The organism is Novosphingobium aquimarinum (assembly GCF_009746585.1).
GTDB lineage: Bacteria > Pseudomonadota > Alphaproteobacteria > Sphingomonadales > Sphingomonadaceae > Novosphingobium > Novosphingobium aquimarinum.
Genome location: NZ_WRPO01000020.1, coordinates 22,930 through 49,592, shown reverse-complemented (window position 1 = coordinate 49,592; position 26,663 = coordinate 22,930). Strand labels below are relative to the sequence as shown.

Below are 26,663 nucleotides of genomic sequence, written 5' to 3'. Positions count from 1 at the left end.
TTCATGGACATTGCGGTATAGGCGGAAAGCATGGTTACACGTTATAATTTTCAGCGACGAACGGCGAACCCAAAGCTGTTACGTGGCTGTCGTGCGCACGTGGATATGGGTCGACCTCTTATGAGCAGGGGCTTCGCTTGACGGACACTGAGTCCTCCGGCAGCGCGCCGTCTCGCTTATCCGATCACTGCCTTCTACATAATTCGAAAGACGCCTTCGCGGCGCGCCTGTGGCTGATCCGATCGGCCCGGCATTCACTCGATGTGCAGTATTATATCTGGCACGACGACCTTTCGGGATCGCTCGTGTTTGACGAAATAGCGTCGGCTGCGCAGCGCGGGGTGGCGGTGCGGCTGCTGATCGACGACAACGGCATTGTCGGGCTCGATGCCCGGCTGGCCGCTCTCGATGTGCTACCGACCGTCGAGGTGCGCCTCTACAATCCGTTCAAGATGCGCCGCTTCCGCGCGCTCGAATGGCTGTTCGACTTTGGCCGTCTCACCTCTCGAATGCACTCCAAGAGCCTCACGGCGGACCGGCGCGCGACGATCATCGGCGGACGCAACATCGGCAACGAGTATTTCGGCGTGCAGGCCAAAGGGCAGTTCGACGATCTCGATATCCTGGCGACGGGACCGGTGGTTTCCCAGATCGAGGACGTGTTCGAGCGGCACTGGCAGAGCGCCGCGACACGACCCGTAGCCGCCGTGGTGGGGCACATCTCCGCCAAGGCGAAACGCCACGCCGCGCGCAAGGGAGAGGCGATCGCGCAAAGCGGTGAAGCCAAGCGCTATCTCGCAGACATCGAAGCGCAGCCGCTCTATTCGGAATTGCAGCAAGGCCGGGTGAATTGGCAGTCGGCGCCAGCCCATGTCGTCGCGTCCATGCCGGTTCCCGATACCGACAACGAGGACGAGCCGACCGGGCTCAACGAACTGATGCCGCGATCGCTGGCCCGACCGACCAGCGACTTTATCCTGATTTCCGGCTATTTCGTCCCGACCGACCAAGGATGTGCGGAGCTCGGCGAACTGCGACGCGGCGGGGTTCGCATAAGAGTCTTGACCAATTCGTATGCGGCCACCGATGTCGGAGTGGTCCATTCCGGTTATGCGCCACTCCGGGAGAAGCTGCTGCAGCAGGGTATCGAGCTGTTCGAGATGCCCGCGCCGGACGATGCGCCGAAAAGGAACACGAGGAAGTTCATCCGATCGAACTCGATGCGAGCGCGCCGCCACTCGGGAAAATCGCTCCATGCCAAAGTCTACATCGTCGATCGCAAGCACTTGTATGTCGGCTCCGCCAATTTCGATCCGCGGTCGGCGCATCTGAACACCGAACTCGGCTTCGTCATCGAAAGTGCCGAATTGGCCGAAAAGATGGCAGACCAATTCGAGACGGCGTCGGACCACTGCTATCATCTCGGCCTCTTGCCGGACGGTGCGCTGTCCTGGACCGATGTGCGTGACGACAATCCCGTTCCCGAACGCACCGAGCCGGGCACCAATCCCTTGACCAGAACGCTCGTCCGCTTGCTCGCCAAGTTGCCGATCGAACGGCAGCTCTAAGGTCGATGCTCTGACCGACACCCCTTCCAAGGACCGGGAGCGGGCGGTACCGCGCGGACGCTTGTCGCGCCTTGGCCAGTTCGGCCGGCTGGCCGGTGGGGTCGCAGGTGGAATGCTCGCCGAAGGCGCGCGGCGCCTCGCGGGGGGCGAGCGACCCCACATGCGAGATTTGCTGCTGACCCCCGGCAATATCATCCAGATCACCGAGCGGCTTTCGCACTTGCGCGGCGCAGCGATGAAGCTCGGCCAGATGATTTCGATGGATGCGGGCGATATACTGCCGCCCGAGCTCGCGCAGATCATGGCGCGGCTTCGCGACGATGCCTACCACATGCGCCCGCAGCAGTTGCAGCAGGTCTTGGCGAAGGAATGGGGCAAGGACTGGCGCAGGCGGTTCCGGCGATTCGAGGCTCGCCCGATCGCGGCCGCTTCGATCGGGCAAGTCCATCGCGCGACCACTCTCGACGGTCGCGATCTGGCGATCAAGGTGCAATATCCTGGTGTGCGCGAAAGCATCGATGCCGATGTCGACAATGTGGCGACCTTGTTGCGGCTGACGGGCCAGTTGCCGCGCGGGCTCGATCTCGCGCCGCTCCTGGCCGACGCCAAGCGCCAGCTTGCCGAGGAAGCCGACTATCGCCGCGAAGGCGAGCTGATGATGCAGTTCACTGGATTGCTGGCCGCCACGCCTGAAGTCGTCGTGCCGGTGCTCGACCCGGAGTTCTCCACCGACCGCGTACTGGCGATGACCTATCTGGAAGGCCAGCCGATCGAAACGCTGGAAGCGGCGCCGCAGGATACGCGCGATGCAGCGATGCGAACGCTGATTTCCCTCGTCCTGCGCGAGATGTTCGAATTCGGCGTGATGCAGACCGATCCGAACTTTGCCAATTATCGGTATCAGCCCGATACCGGCCGCCTGGTGTTGCTCGATTTCGGCGCTGCGAGGCCGATCGCGCGCGCTACGCTCGAGGGCTACCGGCAGCTGTTTCGGGCAGGCTTGGCGGGAGATCGCGATGCGGTGCGCGATGCGGCGGTGGCGGCAGGCTTTCTGGGCGACGGAGCGGTCAGCCGGCACCGCGCGCGGATCGACATGATGATCGACATCGTCATCGGCGAAGTCACCCGCGAAGGCCCGTTCGACTTCGGCGATCGCCGCCTGGTCGAAGTGCTGCGCGACGACGGGATGGCGATCGCGGCCGACACGGCGACATGGCACGTGCCACCCGCCGACGTCCTGTTCGTCCAGCGCAAGATCGGCGGTACCGCGCTGCTTGCCGCGCGGCTCAACGCGCGTGTGGATGTTCGCAGTCTGGCAAGCCAATGGCTGGACCAACCCGCGAAGGATCTACGGAACGAACCGGACGAGCCGCAGTTGATGTAACCGTCGGACCCGGCTGGCACTGTCGCCCGGCTTCCGAGCTCATTTCCGAGAGGGTGCCAAGCGATGCAAAAGAAATTCGTGCTTCTGACGGCGGCGGGTCTGGCTGGCTTGGCAGGGCTTGCGGCGGCTTCCTGGGGCGTCGTGGCGAGCGACGTCGAAACGCCCGATTACACGCTCATCAGCAAGAGCGGTAAGATCGAAGTGAGACGGTATCCGGCGATGATCGTCGCGGAGACGACGGTCGTCGGCAGTCGCGAGGAAGCGATCAAGCGAGGCTTTCGCATCATCGCGGACTACATCTTCGGAAACAACTTGTCCGATGACAAAGTGGCGATGACCGCCCCTGTCATGCAGCAGTCCAGTCAAAAGATCGCGATGACCGCTCCGGTGATGCAGCAGGGCGAAGGCAACTCGTGGACGGTGAGGTTCGTCATGCCTGCCGAATACACCATGGAAACGCTGCCCAAGCCCGGCAATCCTCAGGTCGTCTTGGTCGAAGTCCCGGAAAAGCGCTATGCGGCCATCCGCTTTTCGGGACTGGCCGGCCAAACGTCGCTCCGGAAGCACGAGGCCGAGTTGAAAAGGTTCATTGCGGACAACGGGCTCACGTCGGCGAGCCCGGTCGAGTACGCGTTTTACAATCCGCCCTGGACGCTGCCCTTCATGCGCCGCAACGAAATGCTGTTGGAGCTGGCAGGCTAGAAGGCGGGCAGCTTCCACTTGTCCAGCTTGCGGTAGATCGTGGAGGGGCTGACGTCCAATTGCTTGGCGGCCTTGACCACGTTGCCCTCGCAGCGCGCGATCGCGGCTTCGATTGCGCCGCGTTCGACTTGTTCGAGGGTCATGCCCGCCCAGATGTCGTGCGCAGGGGCCGGTTCGCCGGGATCAGTCATTGACGGAGCGGGGGCAGGCTGACGGTCGATCGTCGCCGGTTGCTCCATGGCAACGGCGGGCGCCCCTTCGCTTCGAAGCGGATCGAAGTGCAGGGCAGGGCCCGACCCCATGACGACGGCGCGGCGGACGGTGTTTTGCAATTCGCGCACGTTGCCCGGCCAGGACGACTGATACAGTGCAGCCCGGCTCGCTTCGGAGAGTCCGGTCAATTCGCGACCCTCTTCCTTTCCGAACCGCGTCATGAAGTGTTCGGCGATCAGTTGCACGTCCTGCCCGCGCTGGCGCAGCGGCGGCAATTCGAGCGGGATCACGTTGAGCCGATAGAACAAGTCTTCGCGAAAGCGGCCCGAAGCCACTTCCGCCGCCGGATCGCGATTGGTGGCGCACACGATGCGCACGTCGACGGGTTCCACCTTGCTCGAGCCAACGCGCTGGATCGTCGCAGTCTGCAAGAAACGCAGCAATTTGACCTGGAGTTTGAGCTCCATCTCGCAGATTTCGTCGAGGAAGAGCGTGCCGCCGTCAGCGGCTTTCGCGGCGCCGATGCGGTTCTCGACTGCGCCGGTGAACGCGCCTTTGATATGTCCGAACAATTCCGATTCGAGCAGATTTTCCGGTATCGCGCCGCAGTTAATCGCGATGAAGGGGCCGTCGCGCCGGGAGCTTGCAGCGTGAAGCGCCTCTGCGGCCAGCTCCTTGCCGGTACCGCTCTCCCCGGTCACGAACACGGTCGCCTTGGAATCGGCGACACTGGCAATCGTGTTGTAGACGTCCTGCATCGCAGGTGAGCGGCCGATGAAACCGTGAAAGCCGTTTTGCGCGGCCTTGGGTGCGGCAGGTTTGACTTTGCGAAGGCGTTTGCCGCGCTCGGCGGCATTCCTCACCGTAGTGAGCAGTCTTTCACCGGCGATCGGTTTTACGAGGAAATCGTAAGCGCCGAGGCGCATCGCGTCGATCGCGCGGGACAGCGATCCATCGGCGGTGACGATCACGAACGATGGCGCCGGCTGATTGGCGGGCGCGTCTCCCCTCAGCAGTTCCAGTCCATCACCGTCCGGCAATTGCAGATCGAGCAGAACGACGTCGAACGGATCCCTTGCGAGCGCGTTGCGCGCGTCGCTGAGCGTCTCGCTGACGTCGACTTTGTGCCCAGCGCTTTGCAGCTGGGCAGCGTAGCCAAGCGCGATCGAGGCACTGTCTTCGACGATGAGGACTGAGGTTGCCATCAGCCGACGATCCTGAACGTCGCCACGTCCCCCACCTCATTGCAGGTCACCCACTCGATCGCGCGCGGATCCCCGAAATGCTCGAGGCAGCCGCGCATGAGGCCATAGGCAATATGCGCGAGCGGACGGTGCGAGCGGTATTCGATCATGAATTGGCCATCCTGCCTGCCGGCGATGACTTCGGGTGGAGTCGCATCGGGATAGAGCACTTTCACGTCCTGGTGAATGTGCGCGCGCACGTGTTCGAGCAGGCTCTCGGCGGTGGAATAGGAAGAGAGAATGTCCGGATACAAAATAGTGAAGCGGGCGAACAGAAACTTGCCGAATTCCTCGCTCAGCGCGCTCGCGGGCAGACCCGAAAGCTGCGAGGCCGCAGTGACGAGTTTGAGGGCATACGCCGTGGGGTAGACGCCGATGCGCGAAAAGGCTGCATCGTTTGGCAAGTCGGCCGCCGCTATGACTTGTTCCGCGAACAGGGGGCTTTGCTTCTCTTCCATAAAGCGGATGAGCTCGGAGAAGATCAGGCCTTTCATCAATGCGTTCCTTTCGAAGGGATGCCGCACAGGCACGGCAAGCGATTGGAAAGCAAGAATCGCGCCAAGATCAAACATAGGTGGAGCGGGGATCGCCGTGTGCATTGGCCATGCATACTGCGAAAATCTTTGCAAATTGCAAAAACGCCGACGCAAAATGCGAAAATCTTGTCGCGACCATAGGCGAAATCCCTGCCACCGCGGCAATCGGCATTTTGGCACAGTGCTTGAAAAGACCGGTCCAAACGAACCGCAAGGACCTGTTCGATGGCATTCAACGTCTTCAAGCCCGTTTCCATTCTCGCGATGGCAGTCTCGCTTTCGGCCTGTGTTTCCGGGCCGGCTCCGGCCAACATGGTCGGCTCGGCCTGGCTGCCGGGTCAGGATCTGGCCACGGGCCGCGAGCACCCGAAAGGCGACTGGACCGATCGTTCGCCTGTCGCCGCGCGCGCCCCGGCTTGCGAGTGGAACGTTCCTGTCGAGCTGAACCAGCTGCGCCGGGCCGGGCCCGAAGAATTCTTCCAGCGGACCTCGCCGTTGTCGCCGGGCGACCGACTGACTCTGTCCGTGCTGGGCGACGAAGACGAGCTGGGCGGGACATATGTCGTCGAGAGCGACGGCACCGTGATCGTCCCTGGGCATCCGGCGATCTCGGTCATCGGTCGTTCGGTTCTGCAGGCAGAACGCGCCATCCGCGACGTTCTGGTCCGTGAAGGCGTGGTGCAGCCGCTGCGCAATGCCGTCTCGCTGTCGATCGTCGAGAAAGCGGGCGTTTCGGTCGCGGTGTCGGGCGCGGTGTTCGCCGAAGGCGCGGTGCGTGCCGGCGAGCGTTCGCCGGAATCGCGCATCGGCCTCAAGGAAGGCGGCGTCCGCGGCGACGCCAACGTCTCGCGCAGCGTATCGACCGCGATCCGCGCGGCGGGCGGCGTTCGTCCCGATGCCGACGTGGCGCGGGTCTATCTGATCCGCGACGGCGCTTATGCAGAACTCGATCTGTCGGGCTTGGTGCATGGCGGCGCGGCGAAGGACGTGTCGATCAGCGCTGGCGACCGGATCATCGTCCCCAGCCGCGGTTGCTTCGACCCAGGTCTGGCACGCCCGACGCAGCTCACCCCTCCGGGCATCAAGGTCTTCATGTCGAACCTGACGCAGAGCGCTGGCAACAATGCCTCCTCGGCGATCGGCGCGGAAACGACATCGCTCGCCTATGGCACGCGGCTATTGCAGGCGGCAGTGACGATGAACTGCGTCGGCGGCACTTACATGCAGTCCGACCGGCGCATCGTGCTGATGTCGCGCAACCCGCGGACCGGCCAGAGCATCGTGATCGAACGCAACATCGAAAAGCTGGTGCGCAGCGCCGGGCGCGACGATGCCAACCCGCTGCTGATGCCGGGCGATGCGCTCGCCTGCTACGACAGCCGCTGGACCAATTTCAATCAGGCGATCGGCTCGATCGGCAATGCCTTCGGCAGCGTCGCGCCCGCGCTTGTCCTCAGCAAGGCGGTGAACTGATGGACCGCTCTAGCCCCTACTTCAAGCCGACCCCGCGGTGGCTGGTCCGCGCATGGACTTTCGTGCGCGACGGTCTGCCCACGGTCGGTCGCTATCGCCGCTATCTGGTGGCGATGGCGATCCCGCTGGCCGGCATCTGGCTGGTGACCCTGGCCTATCTGGCGCTGGTGCCTGACCGCTTCGACAGCCGGATGACTCTGATCCTGCCGGGCTCGGGCGTGGGGGGATCGGTCAATCTGGAATCGATCGGCCAGGCCACCGCGAATACCGCTTCGGCGTTCTCCAGCACGACGCTGAGCCCGACCGAAAACTACAAGCGTCTCATCACTTCCGACATCGTGCTGCGCGATGCGGCGCGCCGCTCGGGCGAGGAGGAAAGCTCGTTCCCCACCCCGCAGGTCAAGCTGATCGATCAGACGAACCTCATTGAACTCACGCTGCCGGGCCGCTCGCCCGAACAGGCCAAGGCGCGGCTGGAAGCCGTGCGGCTTGCCTTCATGGCCGCGCTCGATACCTTGCGCGAGGACGAAGCCCAGAAGCGGGAGGAAGCCGATGCGGCGCGTATCGCCGAGCTCGAGCACAAGGTCGACGCCGCACAGGCGGCGCTGCTGCGCTTCCAGGGCGAGACCGGGCTGGTTTCGCTCGACCAGTTTTCCGGTCGCGTCTCGGCGCTCGACGACATGAAGGCCAAGGAACGCGATCGCCGCGTCATGCTGGCCGAAAGCGGCGGCACGGCCTCGCGTCTCGCGTCCTCGCTGCGCATCAGCGTGCCGCAGGCGCGCCTGGCGATGCAGCTGAAGGCCGACCCGGTCTTCTCGCAATTGCTCAAGCGCTATGCCGAAACGGTCGGCGAAGAAACCGAGCGGAGTGGCACTCTGGGACCCAATCACGGGACGATGGAGCAATTGGGGGCCGAACACGCCAAATTGCGTTCTGCCCTGGCTCGTCGCGGCACCCAACTGACCAAGGTCGACGGCAAGGCAGTGCTCGCGTTCTCGGATCTCGCCGTTTCGGATACGCGCGAACGGCTGTTCGAGACGCTCACCAACCGGGATAGCGTCAATTCGGGCAACCAGTCGGCACTTTCCGAACTGCGCCGCCAGATCTCGCAGGAAACCAACCGTTCGCGCGAACTCGTATCGCAGGCCTCGACACTCGCCGGCCTGGTCCGCGATCTGCGCGTGGCGGAAGCGGTGTTCAGCTCGGCCTTGGCCCGGCTCGATACCAACAAGTCCGATCCCTTCGCGTCCTATCCGCTGGTGCAGACGCTCGAGGAGCCCTCGCTTCCGCGCACGCGTTCGGCGCCGTCGCCGATCATTGCCCTGGCCGGTGCCGTCGGTGCCAGCTTCTTCGTCCTCTTCGGATTTCTGCTGCTATGGCTCCGCCAGCCGATCATTCGCAAGCTCCTGCCGAACGCCTGATCTCCGTCGCGATACAGTCCACCTGGCTACTCTGGCTGATAGGTGGACTGTATATCGCGGGGCCGGTGCTGGGCTGGACCCTCATGGCCATGGCGTTGTGGCAGGCCTATGTCGATCCGACGGTCGGCGCCCGCTTCGCCCGTTTGCCGCTGACGATCTGGCTCTGGATCCTGGGGATGATCGCTCTGCTGTTCGTGCTGTGGGCGGGCCACAACAACTTCGATCTCGGCACCGGACAGACCATCAAGTCCTCGATCGGCTGGGCAAAGGGCTGGGCGCTGATCGCCATTTTCCCGCTCGCCGGCGCGCTGTTGCAAGTGCGCGAACAAGTGATCTATCGGGCGGTCTGTCGATTGGGCGCGCAGACGCTCATCGCCATGCCGCTCTTTCTGGCCGCGCCGTTCATTGGTCTTCCGGACACCTTGTGGGTGTCCCCGCTCAAGGCCGTCGGCGGGCCGGGCCCCGAATACTTTGCCACGATCCTCTACACGCTGGAGCCCGGCGCAGGCACGCCGCGCTGGCAGTTCTTCGCGCCGTGGTCGCCGGCAGCAGGCATGATCGCGGTGATCTACGTGCTGCTTGCCGCCCGTGAACCCGATAAGGGATGGCGCACAGTCGGCATCGCGGCAGGGCTGTTGCTCGCCATTCTCTCGCAGTCTCGTCTGGCCCTGGTTGCGCTGGCCGTAATCGGGCCGATCGTCTTCGTTTTCGGCCGCATCCATCGCCCCTGGATGTGGTTCCTCATCGCACCGGCGCTGCTTGCCGTGGGCATCATGGGACCGGCGCTGGTGGATTTTGCCGAAGGGCTGAAGAACGACTTTTCCTCGGCCAGGGCGGACTCAAGCCGCGTGCGCGCGGCTCTGGGGCGCATCGCGGTCGAGCGCTGGCATTCCGAAGCGTACTGGTTCGGGCACGGTATCGTCGAGAACGGACCGCACCTGGTCGAATACATGCCGATCGGCTCGCATCACAGTTGGTACGGTCTGCTCTTCGTCAAGGGACTGATCGGAGCGATCGCGCTGGCAGTACCGCTTGCGGCGAGCGCGCTCGTCCTGTCCTGGCGGGCCAACCGCGGCAGCGCGGAGAGGACTGCGCTCTCCATGGTTCTCGTCCTGGTGCTTTACAGCTTCGGGGAGAACCTCGAGATCTTGTCGTACCTCTACTGGCCCGCCCTGGTGCTGGTCGGCAAAGTTCTCGCCAGTCCGACCCCGCGCGACGAGCCGGACGTCCGACCAGTCGCGTTGCTGCCAAAGCCTGAATCCGCCTCACCCGCCGAGCCTTGAGCGGGGTCGATCAGGCCTCGACAGGCGGGGCCGTTCTCCGACGAGGCGGGTCGCACGCTGAGCGCTGCTCGCGCGATGTTATGTTGATGAAACCCCGCGAGTTCTGTCGACATCGTCCTCACGAACGTCAGGCTGCGCCGCCTCGTGCTGACGGCGTTGGCAAGCATAGCGGACTACCGAGACATAGATTGGCGTCGTGACGGGCAATTGCCTGAGGCAAGACCGCCAGTATGCGCATCGTGAGACGTGACTAGGACCTTGCACTTATAAACAGGAACAACCGTCGCGGGACGAGTTGGGCTGAGCCAGCTTCGATCCCGTTCACGCGCATTTGCACGAGAGGTTCGTCGTCCGATTGCCCGCCATCGGATTAGAGCGGCAGGCACCCGTGTTGTGCCGGAAAGACTGCCTCGCAAAGGCGCTTCACAAGACGCGAAAAGGCGCCGCATCCCAAGAGGAGCGGCGCCCGGAGGTTCGACGAACTGGCTTCTCCCTCGTCACCGGTTCGGCAGTTCCCTTACGTCGAACCGCGTATTCGCGTCGCGCCGATGGGACTTCGCCCTGGAGTACAGCGATTGCCAGCTTCCCAGGATCTGGTTCTTGAGCCCGGCGACCTCGCGCCGGCCCGCCTGGCCCATTTCGCAAAGGGAGCTCTCGATCAGCGCGTCGATCGCGCCGGCAATCTCGAGCGGCGTGCGCATCGATCGCGCCAGACCAGCCGCGCCGACTTGCTCCGGCAGCCCGTCCACATCGGCCACCAGGATCGGGCGGCCGGCCATGCGCGCCTCGGTGGCGACGAGACCGAAGGCTTCGTACCGCGAAGGCACGATCACGGCATCGCAGTCTCCAAGAAATGCAGCGGGATCGTCGATGCGGCCCCGGAAGTGGATGTTCGCGTGCCCTTCCGCCGCCTTGCGCATTTCGTCAAGGGCGGGGCCAGATCCGACCAGTTGCAGCTCGACTTCGTCCGCATTGAAATATGAGACGGCTTCGATCAACGGAACGAAGCCCTTCTCCTCGGCAAACCGGCCGTACGCCAGCAGGCGCAAGGGCCGATTGTGTAGCGGCGCGAGGTCCGGGATCAAGGACAAGGTTTCGCGCCCGCACCACGGGTGGATCACCCGCAGCTTTGTACCGGGTATTCCCATGGTGTCGGCAAGCCAGGTCCGCTGCGCGCGTGAAACGCAGATGACTTCGTCATACAGCGCATAGGCAAGCCGTAGCAGCATCTGGAAGCGGCGCGGCGAACCGACGCGTTCCTGCATAAAGCCCTTCGTATAGGTATGCTCGACGTGGACGATACGGGCTTTCGGATTGCGCGCGCGCAGCGACGCGAGAAACGGCAGGCGCGACCAGCTGGGCGGAAAATGCGTGACGATCAGATGCGCGTCATAACGCTTGGCGAGCATTTCGTCGCCGACCACCTCGACCTTGGATCGGCCGAACTTCGTCAGGCTGTCATGGCCGAACACGGTTATGGCGCGAGTAACGCCGCCGAAGGCGAAGTCGTCAAGCAGATGAATGGCCTGGATCACGCTGCCGCCTCCTTGAGATAGCGTTGCGAGATCGCGCTGAAGCGCTCGCGGCCGAGCAGCTTCACGGCAGCCACGGCGCCAGCGGTGGTCGCGCTCTTGCGCGGCTCGGCGATGAGGATGCGCGGCTCCAGCCTGACGGCCTGGGAGAAAAGGTCCGCAGCAAGCTCACCGTCGCCAAGCTGGACGGCGCGACGCGCGAGATAGCGCAGTTGATAGGCGCGGGCGGTATCGCCATGGCGCGCGATCAGCTCGGGCGCATAGACCGTGGCCTTCTTGAGCATGTCGCACCAGCTCAGATACTGCTTCGCCACGTTCGCCGAGAGCGCGCCGCCGATGATGCGATATTCGGTCAACTGGCCGGCGATGCCTTCGAAGCGCACCCCGTGACCGGCCGCCAGACGGACCCACAGTTCGATGTCTTCCGATTGCCGGAAGGTCTCGTCGAACCAGCACTGGCGGCCCATGTCTTCCGGGTGGTAGAACATCGCGGCGTCGATGGCCGACTTCCGCAGGACCGCCGCGCTGCCATTGCCCACCGGGTTGCGGCGCAGGATGTCCTCGGGCCGGATGCCGGTCAGCTTGGGCCGCATGGCGACGGCCAGCTCGTTCCCGGACCGGTCGATCATGCGCGAGCCGGAAAAGCTCACGCCGATCGACTTATCGGCTTCGAGGTGGACGTAGTGCAGGCGCAGCTTTTCCGCGTCCCAGCGATCGTCGGAATCGAGCAGTGCGATATACGGGGAACGGGCCGCGGCGATCCCGGTATTGCGCGCTCCGGCGAGACCACGATTGGCCTGGCTGACAATGCGGATGCGTGGATCGTCGAATGCGCGCACGATGTCCATCGAGCCGTCCTGGCCGCCATCGTCGACGACGATCAGTTCAAACTCCTCGAGCGTCTGCATGAGTACCGATTCAATCGCTGCACCGACATAGGCCTCGACGTTGTAGACGGGCATCACGACGGAAATCTTGGGGTTGGTCATCGGAGTTCTCCTTAGAACGAAAGAAATCAGGCAAAAACGGAAGTGCGCACGCGCTGCGGCAGCAGGCTGCTGCTGATGGCGGCGCTCAGCGTGAGCGCGCCGCGACGCGTGTCGGAGAAAAAGGCGCGCCAGTCGGCCCGCATGCCGTCGAAGGCCATCTGCCGGGCGAGCTTGGCGGAGCCGCCGGCGCGCAGGATGCGGCGCGACAGATACCGGCAGTAGATCGCCTCACCCTGACGCATGTCGAAGCGGTCGGCATATTGCGCCGCCAGGCTGCGCCAGCCGCGCAGCATCGCCTCGTAATTGCACGAGAGACCGTCAGGGCTCATGCGATAGTCGACAAGCCAGCGGTCGATGCCGACGATCTTGCGGCCTTCGGCGACGAAGCGGGCGAGGAATTCCTGATCCTCGGCATGGTTCATGCCGTCCTTGAAACCTTCCATTTCGGTGAAGGTCTTGCGCTGAATCACGAAGTTCGACGTCGTGCACACGGGGTTCTCGGGCAGGACCGTCTGGAGATCGAGCGCTCCTTGCGGGACCGTCGAATAGGTCATCGGGTCTGCAAGTTCGCCGTTGCACTCGGAGCGGAACGCGATCTGCGCGTAGCTCGCTTCGATCGTGGGATCCTCATCGTGCAGCTTCTTGTGGCAAGCCAGCTTGTCCGCGGTCCAGCGGTCGTCCGCATCGAGGAAAGCGAGGTACTTGCCGCGAGCGACGCGCGCGCCGTGATTGCGGGTCGCCGAAACGCCTTCCTGCTTCTTGGCGAACATGCGCATCCGCTTGTTGGCGCCGGCAATGCGCAGCATCTTGCGCACGCTTTCGTCCGTCGAACCATCGTCGATCGCGATGATTTCGAAGTCCTCGAACGTTTGCGCCATCACGCTCTGGAGCGCTTCGCCGATCGTGGCTTCGGCATTGTGGACGGGAACGATCACGGAGAAATAAGGGGTTTTCATCAGGCTTCTCCTTGGGTCAGCACGTTGCAGTTTTGGTCTGGTGGAAATGGACGAAGGCGGCGGGGAGCAGGACGAGGGCCAATCCCGCCGCGTAGGCCGCGCAAGCCGCAGCCAGCGACTGGGTGGAGCCGGCCGCGAGGCCAGCGAGACCCGCCACCGTCGCGGCGATCGCGAGGCCGGTTTCGTGAAGCGGTTGCTTGCGGGCCCGCAGCCAGGCGCCGATCAGCGAGCCGGCGCACAGCGGCAGCGCGGCGAGCGACAGCAGCGCGATGTACGGCGCGGCTTCGAGCCACTCGGCGCCGAATACGACCGGCACGTAGTAGGGAGCGAGCAGCGCCTGGGCGGCCACGACCGGGGCCAGCAGGACGAGGCTCAGCACGAAGGACTGGCGGAACAGGCGGCCGCGATCCTGATCGCCGGACTGCTTGCAGAGCATCGGGAAGATCACGGTGTTGCACGCCGCCACGAAGGACAGGGTGATCCCCAGGCCTGCGTTGAACGCGAAATAGTAGAGGCCCAGCGCTTCGCTGCCGAGCAGCGCGCCGATCACCAGCTTGTCGGCATGGATCCGCAGGGCCGCGACCAGCTCCGAACCGAGGATGGCAGGGCCGAACGAGGCGAATTCACGCAGCGGCGCGTAGCCGGCGGCCGCATCGCTCGACCAGGAGCGGGCACGGCGCGTGAGCACGGTCCACAAGGGGGCGGTCAGCAGCTTGGGCAGGACGATCGCCCAGGCCGTGGGCCAGATCAGAACCAGCGTGACCGTAAGGAAATGGTCGGCCATGGTCTGCGCCGCACCGATCCGCGCGGTGGTGGGCAGTTCGCCGTCGCGCATCAGCAGGAAGACCTGCACCAGCCCCGGCGGCATGCAGATATAGACCCCGGCGAGCACGGCGAGCATCAGCGCCGCTTCGTCGAGCCCGGCGATGAAGAAAAGCCCGGCCGCCACCGTTAGTTGGATGGCGGCGACGGCCAGGCACACCGCCCAGAAGAGGCGTTTGGCGGTGTTACACAGAGCGGCAAGTTCGTCGTCGGTCGCAGCGATGATGCGCTGACCGATGCCGGCATTGCCGAGCACGCGGATCAATTCGAACAGCGTCAGCGCGAAGGCCGCGGTGCCGAGCAGCTCGGGCGACGTGCGACGCGCGATGACCAGGATTGCGAGGATCCGCACCACGCGGGTCGCCGCTTCCGCCGACGCATAGGCCACAAGCCCGTTTGCGATCGGCGCGAGGCCGGCAGGCAATCTGTTTTGAAATGTACGAGCGAGCATGTGCCGCGATCCCCGAATTGGTTTGATGCCAACTCATCAAGATCCGTGCCAAACCCGTAATTCCGGGCGCTTTGGGCAAATCGTCCCCGATCTGGGCGACCGGCGGTACGCAATTCGCATTTTGCGAGAGCAAACTAGGTCAGATTGCGAAAAAGGCTGCTCGCATATTGCGAATACGCCATCGGACGGGCGCCGCCGCTAGCCGCGCTTTGTCTATAAAGATCTGATAAAAAAGGATGATTTGTAACTGGCACAGCCGTTGCTGAGGTCGGGCCATTCGGTGAGAAACAATGGAGTGGTTCGATGAAGTACAATCACAACGGTGAATTCGACACGGTCGATGTGGCGACGCTGCTGAGTAAGCTCGGCAGCACTCGTGCCGAAAAGACCGTCACGCTGTTCGGGCAGAAGCTCGTCAACGCCAAGCGTGAAGACATGGCCGTCAACATCGTGACGATGGCCGCTCGCGGTCGGGCCACCACCATCAACTTCGCCAATGCGCACTGCATCAACACGATGTATCGCGACATGGATTACAGCCGCGCGCTCGCGTCGAGCGACCGTATTCTGCCTGACGGCAGCGGCATGGCCATCGCCGCGCGGATGGCGGGCGTTGAACTGGGCGAAAACCTCAATGGCACCGATCTCTTCCCGGAGATCTGCCGGGTGGCGGAACAGCAGGGCCAGGGCATCTTCCTGCTCGGCGGCGGACACGGCATTGCCGATGCTGCGGCGGCCTGGGCTGCGCGCACCTATCCCGAGCTCAACATCTCGGGGACTTGGCACGGCTTTTTCAGCGCGGCGGACGAGGACCATCTGATCGAGCGCATCAATCGCTCGGGCGCCTCGATCCTGTTCGTCGGCCTCGGCGTTCCGCTTCAGGAAAAGTGGATCGCGCGCAATCGCCATCGCATCGACGTTCCCGTCATCCTGGGTGTCGGCGGACTGTTCGACTATTACTCGGGCCGCATTGCGCGCGCGCCCAAGGCGGTCCGTGCCGTGGGCTGCGAGTGGGTCTGGCGTCTGGCGATGGAGCCGCGCCGCCTTGCCAACCGCTATCTCCTCGGCAACGCCATTTTCCTGGCGCATGCCGCCAACCACGCGCTCGAATGTCGTGGCGTCTTCGACCGGGCCTCTATTGCGGCCAGGCGTGGGCTCGACCTTGCGGTCGCTACGGTTGCTCTGTTGATCTTCATGCCGATGTTCCTGCTGGTGGCGCTCGCCATCAAGCTGGAGGACGGCGGCCCGATCTTCTTCCGCCAAACCCGGATCGGCGAGCGCGGTCGCAACTTCAAGATGATCAAGTTCCGCTCGATGTACGTCGATGCCGAACAGCGCCGGGCGCAACTGCTCGCGCAAAGCGAGCGTGACGACACGTGCTTCAAGATGAAGCACGATCCGCGGATCACCCGCGTCGGACGGTTCATCCGCCGGACTTCGATCGACGAATTGCCGCAGCTCATCAACGTGCTCACCGGCGAGATGTCGCTGGTGGGACCGCGCCCCGCGCTGCCGTCCGAAGTGGCGACCTATACCCGCTCGAGCTGGCGCCGGCTCGGTGGCAAGCCCGGTATCACTTGCATCTGGCAGGTCAGCGGCCGCGCCGAGATCCCCTTCAAGCGTCAGGTCGCCATGGACCGCATGTACCTGCGCCGCCGTGGGATCGTGACCGACGTCATCCTCCTGGCCCTCACCGTTCCGGCGGTGGTCAGCGGCCGGGGAGCCTACTGAGCATGCGCCACCCTGTCTCGATAGAGATCGCCGCTGGCTGCCAGAGTCGCGGCGATCACCTCCCGCAAGGGGGCGAGCAGGGCGCCATGATCTTCCTGGGGCGTTTCGCGCAGTTTCCGGAGTTCCTCCACGACCGCGACCGCGCCGACATTCAAACAGATGCCTTTCAACCTATGCGCAACCTTGTCCGTCATGTCCCCGTCTCCCGCCTCGATGGCCAGCGTCAATTGCTCGCCATTGGTGGTGAGATCCTTGGTGAAGGCCTGAAGCATGCGCTCGCGAAAGGACGGGGGCAGGACGAGGAAGCATTCGAGGAAGGCCTCGACATCGAACAGCGCATCGGCCGCGTCCGGCTCGCCGCTGGCTCCATACGCCTCGTCGCTGACGCCCGAAGGCTCCGCGCCGGCTCCCAAAGCCTCGCGCAAGGCGGCTTCAAGCGCATCGCGCCGGATCGGCTTGACGAGACAGGCGGACATCCCGGCGGCGAGCAGGCTCTTGCGCTCCGCCTGCAGGCTATGCGCGGTGATACCGATGATCGGCGTGCCCGATCGCGGACCCGGCAGAGCGCGGATGGCACGGGTAGCTTCTTCGCCCGTCATCACCGGCATCATCACATCCATCAGCACGGCGTCGAAGGGCTCGTTGCGGACGGCTTCGAGGGCATCGCGGCCATTGAATACGGTCACGACCTCGCCTCCCAGACTTTCGACCAGGCGACTGATGATGAAGCTGTTGCTTTCGGTATCCTCGGCAAGGAGAATCCTGGGCGCTTCCCCATCGATCGTCCGCAGAAGGGACGAATCCGGCCGATCGGAGCTATTCGACTCCACGCGGACGGCTTCGGCAACGCCCGGCTCGAATGTTTCGGGCTCATCGAGGGCCAAGTCGTCACGGCCGGTTTCGTCCGCCGCCTCGATCAGGCTGTGGGCGATCGCGGCCAGACTGTCTGCGGCTTCGAGCGCTCTGCCGGCGATGTCGTCGCCGGGGTAGCGCTGCGCCAGCAATTCCATCGCACCGGTCAAGCCGCCCATCGGCGTGCGGATGCGATGCGCCACATCGGAGATGAACTGGTTGCGCTTGTCCAGTGCCTCTTCGGTTTCGAACCGCGCTTGCGCCAGTGCATCGGTCAGTCTGTCCAGTTGGTCGATGCGACGCTCGGCCCGCAATTGCAGGGCCTTGATCCGACGCGCGTTGGCACGGCTCTCGGTCACGTCGCGCACGGACCCGAACACGGGAATTCGGCCCAGGTCGGATGTACTGTCCCGCCGCACGTGCCACTCGAACCAGCGCACCGCGCCGTCGTTGCGGATGACCCGATGCTCGAAAGTGTGATCGATGTCCGGAGCGAACGTCTCGTAGAAGTTGCCCGCGACGCGCAGGAACCGCTTCTTGTCGAGCGGATGAATCGCTTCGATGAGACGCTCCATGTTCACGGCGGAGCCTTGCGGCAGACCCAGCAGGACCGCCAAATGCGCGGAGACCGTATAACCGCTCTCGGGGTCGCCATAGATTGTCGCCATTCGCGCCGTCCGCTGCGCGCTGAGCAACTGCCGGTTCTCGATGTTCAGTCGCTCGACCAGTTCGCCTTCGCGCTTGCTGAGCTCGCCATTGGCGCGGGCCAGGTCGCGCATGCGCTGCTCGAGCATCGTTTCCGCATCGTCGAGCGCTCTGGTGGCGCGCTCCAGCCGGCGCGACAGGAACTCGACTTGGTCTTCGAGCGGCAATTCGGTCCACGAGCTCTGCATTCCCAATCTCCATCCGTTCCCGAAGGCTGGTTCGGCCGCTTCGGCCGTCGCCGCATTTCGTGCACCCCCAGGGCCTTGCTTGTCTTCACCGGTCTTTCGCAGCGTTTCGCAAGCGAGCCAATTGGACGGCTTTCTAATGGGTTTTGCAATCCGCGTGTAACTCGAACCGGCCCCTGTCGCATCGGATGGTGCGTTCGCGACAAGAGCGCTCGCTGTCCGTCCATGTTTTCAACGGTAACTCACTGCCAAGCACGGCCACCTCCGATCCGCGGCCAATCCGGACTCTGCTGGCCAAAAATTACGGTCAACTTAACTTTATCTTGGCAGTGATTCCCTAGCAATCACTGTCCCTTATCACCGAGGTACAAATGGCTTACATCCTTGTCGCAGACGATGACGACATTCTCGCCGACCTCGTGCAATTTCGGCTCGAAACAGCTGGTCACGAGGTTGTAACCGTTGCAGACGGCGAAGCGGCCCTGGCACAGGCGCGTGCTCGCACACCCGATCTGGTGGTGCTCGATTCGATGATGCCGGTCCTTTCGGGACCCGAGGTACTGCGGGCGTTCAAAGCGGACCCGCAACTCGCGAATGTTCCTGTGCTGGTGCTCACGGCGCGCAAGGAGCAGGAGGACATCGTCAGCGCTTTGCGAGGCGGTGCCAGCGAATATATCACCAAACCGTTCATCCCCGAGGAGCTGTTGGCGAGAGTGGACAAACTCCTCGTCATCTCCAACCCGGCCGATGCGTAGCGGGTTTGCCGCGCTAGCCTCTCTGGCTTTGTTCGCTAGCCCCGCCGGCGCGCAGGAATCGGCTCGCGAGGATTCGCAGCGCGCCCTGAAGGACGGCGATCCGCAACAAGCGATCGCGATCCTCGAAAAAGCGCTTTCCGCTTCGCCCGCCGATGCCGATCTGTTGCGGCGCCTGGCTGTCGCCCAAGCCGCATCCGGTGATTTGCCCCTTGCGCTCGCGACCATCGACGAGGCGCTCGCTTTGGCACCGCGAGACAACGACATCCGGCTCGCGCGGGCCCGTATTCTCCTGTGGTCGAACCAGCGTGACGCAGCGCGCCGGCAAGCCGAGATGGTCGCTGCCGAAAGTCCCGCATATCCCGAGCTCGATCAGGTTCTGCGATCGATCGACAACGCACAAGCTCAGGGCGGGCCTTCGCGAAACCGCCAGGGTCTCGGCGTCTTCGCGGGTCTGTCTCGGATCAAGCTTCGCAGCGGCGTTGCCGACACCTGGGAAAGCTTCGGCATCGATGGCTTTCGACAGTTCGGGGCCAGCACGCTTTCGGTCTCGGCAATCCGCGAGCAGCGCGCGCGCGCCGATACCCGGATCGCCGTGCGGCTCGATCGCCGCCTGGGTGGCGGTTCGGCATACCTCGAGGCTGCATGGACTCCGTCTGCGGACTTCCGCGAGGAATGGGGCGTCTCCGCCGGCGGTGCCGTGCCCTTGGGTGCGAAGGCGACGGCTCTCCTCGACGTGCGCTATGCGCAGTACAGCGACACCACCGTCGGCTCGATCCGGCCTGCGCTTCGCATTGCGGCGACCCCGGGTTTGAGCCTTACTGGCCAGGCGATCGTGCTGCTTCAAAAGGACACGCGCGCCAAGGCCGGAGCATCGCTGCGTGCCGATGCCCTGGGGCCAGGCGCTTCCTCGCTGTTTCTGGGAGCCGCATCCTACCCCGATACCGAAGCCGGCATTACGCGCGAAGTGCGCGCGCTTTACGGCGGGATCAGCGTTCCGATTTCGGACAGAGTGACGCTGCGGGTATCGGCCGAACACGAAAGGCGCAGCCGTACTTATACGAGGGACGGTGCCGTGCTCGGACTGAGCTGGCGGTTTGGTGGCTAGATGGTCCAGGCCGTCACCTATATATCCGCCGTCATCTCGCTGGCCATGTCCGCCTACATGGCATGGCTCATCTTGCGACGCTGGCGCGACGAACGCACCGCAAGCCGGCGCGAGGCAATCCAGCGCGACATTACCCGGCACTATCTGCAGCACTGCGCAGGTGGCGCTCAGGCAGACGAAACCGCGCCAAAAGCGGCGTGGTCGCGCGCAGCCAGGCTCCAGGCGGTTACCCACTTGCTGAAGCTCTTGCGCGGAGAAGAAGGCCAGCGCCTGCTGCGTCTCGTCGAATCCGAAGGCCTGTTCGACGCGGCGCTGGTAAGGACCCAGAACCCGCGCCCCACCGCGCGGGTAATCGCTATTCGGATGCTGGAGGGGTTCGGCAGCCGATTGTGTACGGACGCTCTTGCCACTGTCATGGCGACCGATCCGGCCCCATCCGTGCGCCTGGAAGCGGCAGGAGCATTGGCGCGCCTGGATCGCTTGCCCTCCTTGCGCGATACGATATCGCTGCTGAACTTGTACGAAACGCCGCCGACGCCGCTTCATCGCGCGATCATGCGCTCGCTCGCGCCAGTCAGGACGCCCGAGATCCTGGACGTGCTGGATGGAGACCTACCCGCGCAGTTGCGCATGCTCCTCATCGATGCGCTCGGTTGGAGCGGACAACTCGACGTTCTGGCCACATTGTGCGAGGCTAGTCGCGATGAACATCCTCTCGTCCGCAATGCCGCATTGCAGGCCACCGCTCAACTCGGTCATGCGGGCCGGGGCGAATGGGTGATTGCGATGCTGCGCGACCATGATGAATCGGTCCGGGCCCGCGCGGCCAAAGTCTGCAGCGCGCTCGGGCTTCGTCAGGCGATCGAAGAGTTGCTCCGGCTCGAACAGGATTCGTCCCGCTGGGTGGCGATGCAGGCCGGCCAGGCGCTCGCGCGATTGAAGCCCGCAGCCCCCGCTCAGAAGCGGGCGTAATGCAGGATCCCTGGCTCGTCTGGGTCTCCATGCTCATTCTGGGCCTGGCCTGGAGCTGCTTTCTCATCGTCACGCTGCGCAATCTGATCAGCCTGGGGCAATTGCTGGTCGCGGCCTACGTCTTCTACACCAGGGTACCGCCTGCCAGTCGCTCGATCGACTTGTGGTCGCGTTATGCCGATCTGGCACCACCCATCACCGTCGTGGCGCCGGCCTTCAACGAAGCACTGTCCATCACCGACAGCGTGCGCGCGCTGCTGGCGCTCGAATATCCGCACCACGAGGTCATCGTGGTGAATGACGGTTCCACCGATGCGACGCTGGAAACGCTTATCACCGCTTTCTCTCTGGAACCTGCGTCCATGGTTCAGGTGGCGGAAATGCAGGTGACGAAGATCCTGGGCACGGATCGTTCGGCAACCCACCCGAACCTGGTGGTGATCGACAAGGAGAACGGGCGAAAGGCGGACGCGGCAAATGCCGGAATCGGGTTTGCCACCACGCCCCTGGTCTGCATCATCGATGCCGATTCCATCATCGAGCCGGACGGGCTGCTCCGATCGGCCGAGCCCTTCATGGCCGATGACGGCTCGCTCGTTGCGGTCGGCGGGGCGATCCGGATCGCGAACGGGTGCGAAATCAAAGGCGGATCCTTGCGCAAGATCGGCGTGCCTCGGGCTTGGATCCCGCGTTTCCAGGTGATCGAGTATCTGCGCGCCTTTCTCACCAACCGGGTCGCGAACGCGCACTTCAACGCGCTCATGCTGATCTCCGGCGCGTTCGGTCTGTTTCGGCGCGACAAGCTGATCGAGGTCGGTGGCTATCGCCACGATGTCCTGGGCGAGGACCTCGAACTCGTCGTCCGGCTGCACCGCCATATGCGGGACAAGCAGGAGCCTTACTCGATCGGCTTCGTCCCCGAAATCGTGTGCTGGACCGAAGCACCCGTGACACTGGGCGGCCTGCGCAATCAGCGAGCGCGGTGGCAACAAGGCGCGCTGGAAACCGTCGGTCTGCACCGGTCGATGCTGTTCAATCGCCGCTATGGCCGCATCGGCCTCGTGATGATGCCGCAGCTCGTGCTGGAGGACGTCATCGGTCCCCCATCCGAACTGATCGGCTATTTCGTGTTCCCCGTCGCCTACGCATTCGGGATCCTGTCCGGACAGGCCGCACTGGCCTATCTGTTCCTCACGTTCGTCATGGGGACCGGGCTGAGCGTGGGAACGCTAGCGCTAGAGGAATCGCAGCTGAAACGCACGCCGACAGCGCGGGATCTGTTTCGCATTTCCGTGGCCGCAGTGGTCGAGAACTTCGGCTATCGCCAGATCAATCTCGTCTTCCGGCTGGTCGGCATCAAACGCCACTTTCGCGGCGAGACGGCCTGGTCGCCAGTGCCGCGCGTCGGGTTCAACGCCTAGTCACTCTCGCGGACGACGATCCTCTCGAACGAGCGCGATCATGCCGGATCGGCCAAGGCGCGGGCGGCGTTGCGCACGGTGTCTCGCAATGTGTCGGGATCGGCTGCGAGCAGAACTTTCTCATGCTTCGCCGCGATCTCGCCGAGCTTGTCTTCACCGAACATGCCCGCAGAGCCGGCCAGCTTATGCAGCATTTGCGCGACGGTCTCGATCTCCTGGCGAGCCGGCGGTTCGTCGCAGTCCAGACGCGACAGCGCCTCGATCGTCTTGTCCCGCCGATCGAGGTAGCGCTGGCGCAGCGCCTGTTCGAAGTCGGCGGACTCTTCCTTGGCAGTCGTCGTCTCCAGCGCTTCTGGCACCCTGTTCGGCATCCATTTGTGAATGGCGGCCTTCAGCTCCTGGACGCGGATCGGCTTGGCGAGATGATCCTGCATTCCGGCATCGAGGCACCGTTCGACATCTTCGCGATAAGCGTTCGCCGTCTGCGCCAGGATCGGCAGTTCCTCGGCCGTGATGCCGTCCTTGCGCAGCATGGCCGTCGCTTCGAGACCATCCATGACCGGCATCTGCACGTCCATGAGCAGCAAGTCGTATGGCTTCCCGTTCGCTTTCGCCTCGTGAACCATCCGCACGGCTTCCTGGCCATTCGCGGCGATCGACAGCGCGAGGTTCATCCGCTTGCCCATCGAAAGGATCAGGACCTGGTTGATGTCGTGATCCTCCGCGACGAGGATGCGGGGGCGGCGGGCGAAGTCGATCTGCTGCTCGCTTCCGGGCGTGGCCTTATTCGGGACGCCGGTTTCGACGCGCAGCAGGGGGATGCGCAAGGTGAAGACCGAGCCTTGCCCCGCGACACTACTGACTTGCAATTCGCCGTCCATCAGCTTGGCAAGCTGGCTGCTGATCGTGAGACCGAGACCGGTTCCGCCGAATTCCCTTGCCGTGGAGTCGTCGCCTTGGCTGAATTCGCGGAAAATGGCTTCCAGCCGGTCTTCGGGGATGCCGATCCCCGTATCCTCGACGGCGATGTTCAAGATCTCCTGGCCGCCAGGCAGGCTTTCGATCGAGACGCGCGACCGGACCGAGCCCGTCGCGGTGAACTTGATCGCGTTTCCGGCCAGATTGGTGAGGATCTGCCGCATACGCAACTTGTCGACCAGAACCGAGGTCGGCACGTCCTCGTCTATCGAATAATCGAACTTCAGCCCTTTTTGCCGCGCGGTGGGTTCGAGCAAACCCATGCACGATTCAAACGTATGGCGCAGGTCGACGGGCTCCCTGACGATCTTCATCTGACCGGCATCGATCTTGGAAATATCGAGAATGTCGTTGAGAATCTGCATCATCGCGCGGCCGGATTCGGCGATGAGCTGCGCACTTTCGCGCTGTTCGGGCGTCAGGTCTCCTTCCAGCAACATATCGGTGAAACCGATCACGCCATTCATCGGCGTGCGGATCTCGTGACTCATGTTGGCCAGGAACGTCGCCTTGGCAGCCGTCGCCGCTTCCGCGTGCCGGCGTGCTGAAATCAGGTCGAATTCCATTTTCTTGCGATCACCGATGTCGCGGACCGAGGTGGAGATCTCTTTAGGCGTATCGAGTTTCGCATCCCGCACGAGCGCGGCTGTGGCTTCGAACCATCGATATTCATGGGCGGTCTTGTGGACTCTCGATCTGTACGCGACCACGATCCGGTCGACTTTGCCGAGCGCAGATTGCCGAAGGCGGAATAGACCTTGGCTTTATCCTCGGGATGGACCAGCGCGAAAGCCGGCTCGCCGATCACACTGTTGGGCTCGACTCCAAGCACCTCCTTCACCGACGGCGACGCATAGATGCAGCGATAATCGAGCCCGATGCGGAACACGGCATCGGTTGCGTGCTGCGCGAGCAGGGCCAGCTGTTCGTCGCGTTCGGCGATAGCCATTTCGAATTGCTTGCGCTCGGTGATGTCGATAGCGACGCCGATATAGCCTTGCAGGACGCCTGCATCGTTCACTTGCGGCTTGGCGATGGCATCGACCCAGGTGACCGTGCCGTTCTGGTGGAGCCAGCGGAACTCGCCGCGATAGAGCGCGCCATCCTGAACAGCCTGCCCCCAATCCGTCACGAGCCGCTTCGCGTCGTCGGGATGGATGGCCTTGTGCCAACCGTGGCCTAGAGCTTCGTCTTCGGTCAGCCCGGCCATCCGGCACCACGCCGGGTTTACATAGCTGCACGCGCCATCCGCCTTCGTACGGAAAATGGCCGCGGGGGCGAAACTCGCCAGCGACTGGAAGCGTTGCTCACTCTCCCGCAGAGCGTCGACCGCATGTTTGTGCTCGGTAATGTCGATACCGACGCCGATGAAACCTTCGACGTCGCCGTTATTGTCGAGCCGCGGGGCGGCGATGAGGTCCACCCAGTGATTGACGCCGTTGGCCGCCAAGAACTGCACTTCCATGCGCAACGGCTCCACCGCGTCGACCGCGCTGAGCCATTTCTGCCGCACCCGTGGCCGTGCTTCGGGATGAACCGCATTCAGCCATCCGGCTCCGAGAGCTTCGGACGCGCTCAGTCCGGTGGCCTCGAGCCAGGCTTCGTTGACGTAGCTGCAGAACCCGTAAGGATCGGTTCGGAAAATCCCTGCGGGCGAAAGGCCCGCCAGATCGCCGAAGTTGCGTTCGCTCTCCGCCAGTGCGGCGACGGTGTGCTCCAATTCCCTCGTGCGCTGCTCGACTTGCTGGCGGGTAGAAGCCTCGCGACGCGAACTGGCGAGCAGCAATCCGGCAAACAGGACGGTGAGAATGAGGCCGCCACCCAAGACCAGATTCGCCTCGTTCGTGGTCGCCGAGCGAACGAAAGCCGGTTTACTGGTCCATACCACCGTCCACGGCTGTTCCATCACCTCGAAAGTGCGCTGGATGGCGTATTTGGACGGCTTGGCCCGACGATCGGCTGGCATACTGCTGAAAATCAGGCGGTCGGGATCGACGCGCGATCCATCGTAGATCGTGATATCGAACAAGGCGTCCTGGCTTGCGGTCAAGGCATCCATGAAACGTGGAGCAATGAAGGGGGCGTATATCCACCCGTCGAACGCCGCCCGCCGCTGTTCGATCGTCGAAGTCGGCATTCCTGATCGGTAAAGCGGGCGTAGCAAGAGGAAGCCCGGGCTTTCGGTCTTGTCCTGCACCAGCAGGACGCGCTTGGTGATCGTGGGCTGGCCGGTGTCGCGCGCATGCAGCGCGGCTTCCCGGCGGCTCTGTTCGAAAGCGATGTCGAGGCCGAGCGCTTCGACGTTCTGCGCTCTGGGCTCGATGGCCACGATGACGAACTTTTCGGCTCGCGACGTCACCGGATGGATGCGCAAGTCCTCGAAGCCGCGCTCGGCGAAGCTGTCGAGGAATCGGCTTTCTTGGCCAGCGCGCACCGGCATGATCAGTCCGAGCCCTTGAATGCCGGGCAGGTTCTGCGAGAGATTCAGGGTCGTGACATATGTGCGCCATTGGTCCGCACTGACGTTCTCCGATGCTTCGAACAGAGCCGCCGCGCCGTTGAGCGCCCTGGCATAGGATTGCATCCTGTAGGTAAGCGCCTGCTGGCTATCGGTGGTCAGCGCATCGAAAGATGTCAGGTTTCGCTGATAGGCGGCTTCCGTGTTCAATCGCCAGGCTGTCAGAGTGCCGCCAAGCAGGATCAGAATTGCGGCAAACGCCGCGGTAGAAAAAGGGGAAAGCGCATCGCCGCGCCACCAAACCTTGTCGCGGTTTCCCGGAGCCAGCAGACACAGCGGCAGAACGATGATGACGCCGCCGACATCCCCCAACCACCAGCTCAGCCAGAAGCTGGGCAGCGCCTGGGGCGACAGCACACCGGTGGCATAAAGGGTTGCGCTGCCGACCGTCGCCGAAATGAGGCAACTGAGCGGACCGATTAGCAGGACGAGGCGAACCGTGTGCAAGGCACCGGAAAGCCGGAGCGGATAGCCGGCGCGCGCCTTGAGACAGTGCTGCGCGACAAGGGCCTGCACGGTCGCACCCGCCGCAATGCAGGCAGTGCTGAGGATTACCGTGACGTCGGCAAGAAGCGCTTGCGAATTGACCGACATGCTGTTGATGAACAGCGCGCCCAGGAAGACACCGGGCCAGGCGCGACGTCCGAACGCAATAAGGCCTGCGATCGCCAAGCCCGAAGCGGGCCAGATGAGCGAGGCGTATCCCGGCGGCGGCGCGAGTTTCTGGCCGACCCAGCCCAGCAGCGCGTACCCGATCGCCAGCAGAACGACTTGCATCGCGTAGTGCTGGGGAGCCCGGCTTACACGGCTGAAAACCGCGGCCGGGGTCTTAACATCATCCTCGGGGACGATCGCTCGCTCGAACAT

20 protein-coding genes are annotated in these 26,663 nt (G+C 63.8%); 11 read left to right on the top strand and 9 right to left on the bottom strand.

Annotation, left to right across the window (positions count from 1 at the left end; translation table 11 throughout):
- Window positions 1-137 precede the first annotated feature (137 nt).
- The 3 genes from GQO94_RS16510 to GQO94_RS16500 all read left to right on the top strand — a co-directional run bounded on the left by GQO94_RS16510 (window position 138) and on the right by GQO94_RS16500 (window position 3,654).
- Window positions 138-1,568 carry a phospholipase D-like domain-containing protein gene (locus tag GQO94_RS16510; protein WP_156842533.1) on the top strand — a complete coding sequence of 477 codons (1,431 nt, stop codon included), beginning with the start codon at window positions 138-140 and terminating at the stop codon, window positions 1,566-1,568.
- Between the two features lie 10 nt (window positions 1,569-1,578).
- The gene (locus GQO94_RS16505; RefSeq protein WP_232332984.1) at window positions 1,579-2,952 is read left to right on the top strand and encodes an ABC1 kinase family protein; all 1,374 of its coding nucleotides are present in this window, start codon (window positions 1,579-1,581) and stop codon (window positions 2,950-2,952) included.
- 63 nt (window positions 2,953-3,015) lie between these two features.
- Window positions 3,016-3,654, top strand: a complete 639-nt coding sequence (locus GQO94_RS16500) for an SOUL family heme-binding protein (protein WP_156842532.1) — start codon at window positions 3,016-3,018, stop codon at window positions 3,652-3,654.
- Here the strand turns inward: GQO94_RS16500 and GQO94_RS16495 are convergent.
- Both GQO94_RS16495 and GQO94_RS16490 read right to left on the bottom strand, forming a co-directional pair.
- Window positions 3,651-5,072, bottom strand: coding sequence for a sigma-54-dependent transcriptional regulator (locus GQO94_RS16495; RefSeq protein ID WP_156842531.1), 1,422 nt, complete (start codon window positions 5,070-5,072; stop codon window positions 3,651-3,653). The genes GQO94_RS16500 and GQO94_RS16495 overlap by 4 nt on opposite strands.
- Window positions 5,072-5,605 carry a heme NO-binding domain-containing protein gene (locus tag GQO94_RS16490; protein WP_198046005.1) on the bottom strand — a complete coding sequence of 178 codons (534 nt, stop codon included), beginning with the start codon at window positions 5,603-5,605 and terminating at the stop codon, window positions 5,072-5,074. The genes GQO94_RS16495 and GQO94_RS16490 overlap by 1 nt, the downstream gene beginning before the upstream one ends.
- 267 nt (window positions 5,606-5,872) lie before the next feature.
- Here GQO94_RS16490 and GQO94_RS16485 point away from each other — a divergent pair, with 267 nt between their 5' ends.
- The 3 genes from GQO94_RS16485 to GQO94_RS16475 are packed head-to-tail and all read left to right on the top strand — an operon-like array spanning window position 5,873 to window position 9,824.
- Window positions 5,873-7,120, top strand: a complete 1,248-nt coding sequence (locus GQO94_RS16485) for a polysaccharide biosynthesis/export family protein (protein WP_156842529.1) — start codon at window positions 5,873-5,875, stop codon at window positions 7,118-7,120.
- The gene (locus tag GQO94_RS16480) at window positions 7,120-8,541 is read left to right on the top strand and encodes a GumC family protein (protein ID WP_156842528.1); all 1,422 of its coding nucleotides are present in this window, start codon (window positions 7,120-7,122) and stop codon (window positions 8,539-8,541) included. Before GQO94_RS16485 ends, GQO94_RS16480 begins: the two co-directional genes overlap by 1 nt.
- Window positions 8,496-9,824 (top strand): O-antigen ligase family protein, encoded by a 1,329-nt coding sequence (locus GQO94_RS16475; protein ID WP_232332977.1) that lies wholly within the window; start codon window positions 8,496-8,498, stop codon window positions 9,822-9,824. Before GQO94_RS16480 ends, GQO94_RS16475 begins: the two co-directional genes overlap by 46 nt.
- A gap of 497 nt (window positions 9,825-10,321) precedes the next feature.
- On the opposite strand, the gene GQO94_RS16470 is transcribed toward GQO94_RS16475, so the two are convergent.
- Genes GQO94_RS16470 through GQO94_RS16455 form a run of 4 tightly spaced genes read right to left on the bottom strand, consistent with a single transcriptional unit; the run spans window position 10,322 to window position 14,511 of the window.
- A complete protein-coding gene (locus tag GQO94_RS16470; protein WP_156842527.1) occupies window positions 10,322-11,359 on the bottom strand; it encodes a glycosyltransferase family 4 protein in 1,038 nt (345 codons plus the stop codon).
- Window positions 11,356-12,345, bottom strand: a complete 990-nt coding sequence (locus tag GQO94_RS16465; protein WP_156842526.1) for a glycosyltransferase family 2 protein — start codon at window positions 12,343-12,345, stop codon at window positions 11,356-11,358. Before GQO94_RS16465 ends, GQO94_RS16470 begins: the two co-directional genes overlap by 4 nt.
- A 26-nt stretch (window positions 12,346-12,371) precedes the next feature.
- Window positions 12,372-13,301, bottom strand: coding sequence for a glycosyltransferase family 2 protein (locus tag GQO94_RS16460; RefSeq protein WP_156842525.1), 930 nt, complete (start codon window positions 13,299-13,301; stop codon window positions 12,372-12,374).
- Window positions 13,302-13,317: 16 nt separating this feature from the next.
- Entirely contained in the window at window positions 13,318-14,511 is a 1,194-nt protein-coding gene (locus GQO94_RS16455) for an oligosaccharide flippase family protein (RefSeq protein ID WP_232332976.1), read from the bottom strand.
- Window positions 14,512-14,877: 366 nt separating this feature from the next.
- On the opposite strand from GQO94_RS16455, the gene GQO94_RS16450 reads away from it, so the two are divergent.
- Window positions 14,878-16,305, top strand: a complete 1,428-nt coding sequence (locus GQO94_RS16450; protein WP_156842523.1) for a WecB/TagA/CpsF family glycosyltransferase — start codon at window positions 14,878-14,880, stop codon at window positions 16,303-16,305.
- Here GQO94_RS16450 and GQO94_RS16445 read toward each other — a convergent pair.
- Entirely contained in the window at window positions 16,299-18,050 is a 1,752-nt protein-coding gene (locus GQO94_RS16445; RefSeq protein ID WP_156842522.1) for a response regulator, read from the bottom strand. The two genes, GQO94_RS16450 and GQO94_RS16445, sit on opposite strands and share 7 nt — an antisense overlap.
- Window positions 18,051-18,418: 368 nt before the next feature.
- Between GQO94_RS16445 and GQO94_RS16440 the strand changes: the two genes are divergently transcribed.
- Genes GQO94_RS16440 through GQO94_RS16425 form a run of 4 tightly spaced genes read left to right on the top strand, consistent with a single transcriptional unit; the run spans window position 18,419 to window position 22,300 of the window.
- The gene (locus GQO94_RS16440; RefSeq protein ID WP_156842521.1) at window positions 18,419-18,802 is read left to right on the top strand and encodes a response regulator transcription factor; all 384 of its coding nucleotides are present in this window, start codon (window positions 18,419-18,421) and stop codon (window positions 18,800-18,802) included.
- Window positions 18,795-19,907: a YaiO family outer membrane beta-barrel protein gene (locus tag GQO94_RS16435; RefSeq protein WP_156842520.1), complete on the top strand. Its 1,113-nt coding sequence runs from the start codon at window positions 18,795-18,797 to the stop codon at window positions 19,905-19,907. Before GQO94_RS16440 ends, GQO94_RS16435 begins: the two co-directional genes overlap by 8 nt.
- Window positions 19,908-20,879, top strand: coding sequence for a HEAT repeat domain-containing protein (locus tag GQO94_RS16430; protein WP_156842519.1), 972 nt, complete (start codon window positions 19,908-19,910; stop codon window positions 20,877-20,879). It abuts the gene before it with no gap.
- Window positions 20,879-22,300, top strand: coding sequence for a glycosyltransferase family 2 protein (locus tag GQO94_RS16425; protein ID WP_156842518.1), 1,422 nt, complete (start codon window positions 20,879-20,881; stop codon window positions 22,298-22,300). The genes GQO94_RS16430 and GQO94_RS16425 overlap by 1 nt, the downstream gene beginning before the upstream one ends.
- A gap of 38 nt (window positions 22,301-22,338) precedes the next feature.
- On the opposite strand, the gene GQO94_RS16420 is transcribed toward GQO94_RS16425, so the two are convergent.
- Both GQO94_RS16420 and GQO94_RS16415 read right to left on the bottom strand, forming a co-directional pair.
- Window positions 22,339-23,844 (bottom strand): ATP-binding protein, encoded by a 1,506-nt coding sequence (locus GQO94_RS16420; protein WP_156842517.1) that lies wholly within the window; start codon window positions 23,842-23,844, stop codon window positions 22,339-22,341.
- Window positions 23,829-26,663 carry a PAS domain S-box protein gene (locus tag GQO94_RS16415; protein ID WP_156842516.1) on the bottom strand — a complete coding sequence of 945 codons (2,835 nt, stop codon included), beginning with the start codon at window positions 26,661-26,663 and terminating at the stop codon, window positions 23,829-23,831. The genes GQO94_RS16420 and GQO94_RS16415 overlap by 16 nt, the downstream gene beginning before the upstream one ends.

What these genes read in the sequence shown, in the direction of transcription:
- GQO94_RS16500 (WP_156842532.1), top strand. Translation starts at nt 3,016, where the DNA reads ATGCAAAAGAAATTCGTGCTTCTGACGGCGGCGGGTCTGGCTGGCTTG.
- GQO94_RS16495 (WP_156842531.1), bottom strand. Translation starts at nt 5,072, where the DNA reads ATGGCAACCTCAGTCCTCATCGTCGAAGACAGTGCCTCGATCGCGCTT.
- GQO94_RS16490 (WP_198046005.1), bottom strand. Translation starts at nt 5,605, where the DNA reads ATGAAAGGCCTGATCTTCTCCGAGCTCATCCGCTTTATGGAAGAGAAG.
- GQO94_RS16485 (WP_156842529.1), top strand. Translation starts at nt 5,873, where the DNA reads ATGGCATTCAACGTCTTCAAGCCCGTTTCCATTCTCGCGATGGCAGTC.
- GQO94_RS16480 (WP_156842528.1), top strand. Translation starts at nt 7,120, where the DNA reads ATGGACCGCTCTAGCCCCTACTTCAAGCCGACCCCGCGGTGGCTGGTC.
- GQO94_RS16475 (WP_232332977.1), top strand. Translation starts at nt 8,496, where the DNA reads ATGGCTCCGCCAGCCGATCATTCGCAAGCTCCTGCCGAACGCCTGATC.
- GQO94_RS16465 (WP_156842526.1), bottom strand. Translation starts at nt 12,345, where the DNA reads ATGACCAACCCCAAGATTTCCGTCGTGATGCCCGTCTACAACGTCGAG.
- GQO94_RS16460 (WP_156842525.1), bottom strand. Translation starts at nt 13,301, where the DNA reads ATGAAAACCCCTTATTTCTCCGTGATCGTTCCCGTCCACAATGCCGAA.
- GQO94_RS16450 (WP_156842523.1), top strand. Translation starts at nt 14,878, where the DNA reads ATGAAGTACAATCACAACGGTGAATTCGACACGGTCGATGTGGCGACG.
- GQO94_RS16445 (WP_156842522.1), bottom strand. Translation starts at nt 18,050, where the DNA reads ATGCAGAGCTCGTGGACCGAATTGCCGCTCGAAGACCAAGTCGAGTTC.
- GQO94_RS16440 (WP_156842521.1), top strand. Translation starts at nt 18,419, where the DNA reads ATGGCTTACATCCTTGTCGCAGACGATGACGACATTCTCGCCGACCTC.
- GQO94_RS16435 (WP_156842520.1), top strand. Translation starts at nt 18,795, where the DNA reads ATGCGTAGCGGGTTTGCCGCGCTAGCCTCTCTGGCTTTGTTCGCTAGC.
- GQO94_RS16430 (WP_156842519.1), top strand. Translation starts at nt 19,908, where the DNA reads ATGGTCCAGGCCGTCACCTATATATCCGCCGTCATCTCGCTGGCCATG.
- GQO94_RS16425 (WP_156842518.1), top strand. Translation starts at nt 20,879, where the DNA reads ATGCAGGATCCCTGGCTCGTCTGGGTCTCCATGCTCATTCTGGGCCTG.
- GQO94_RS16420 (WP_156842517.1), bottom strand. Translation starts at nt 23,844, where the DNA reads ATGGAATTCGACCTGATTTCAGCACGCCGGCACGCGGAAGCGGCGACG.
- GQO94_RS16415 (WP_156842516.1), bottom strand. Translation starts at nt 26,663, where the DNA reads ATGTTCGAGCGAGCGATCGTCCCCGAGGATGATGTTAAGACCCCGGCC.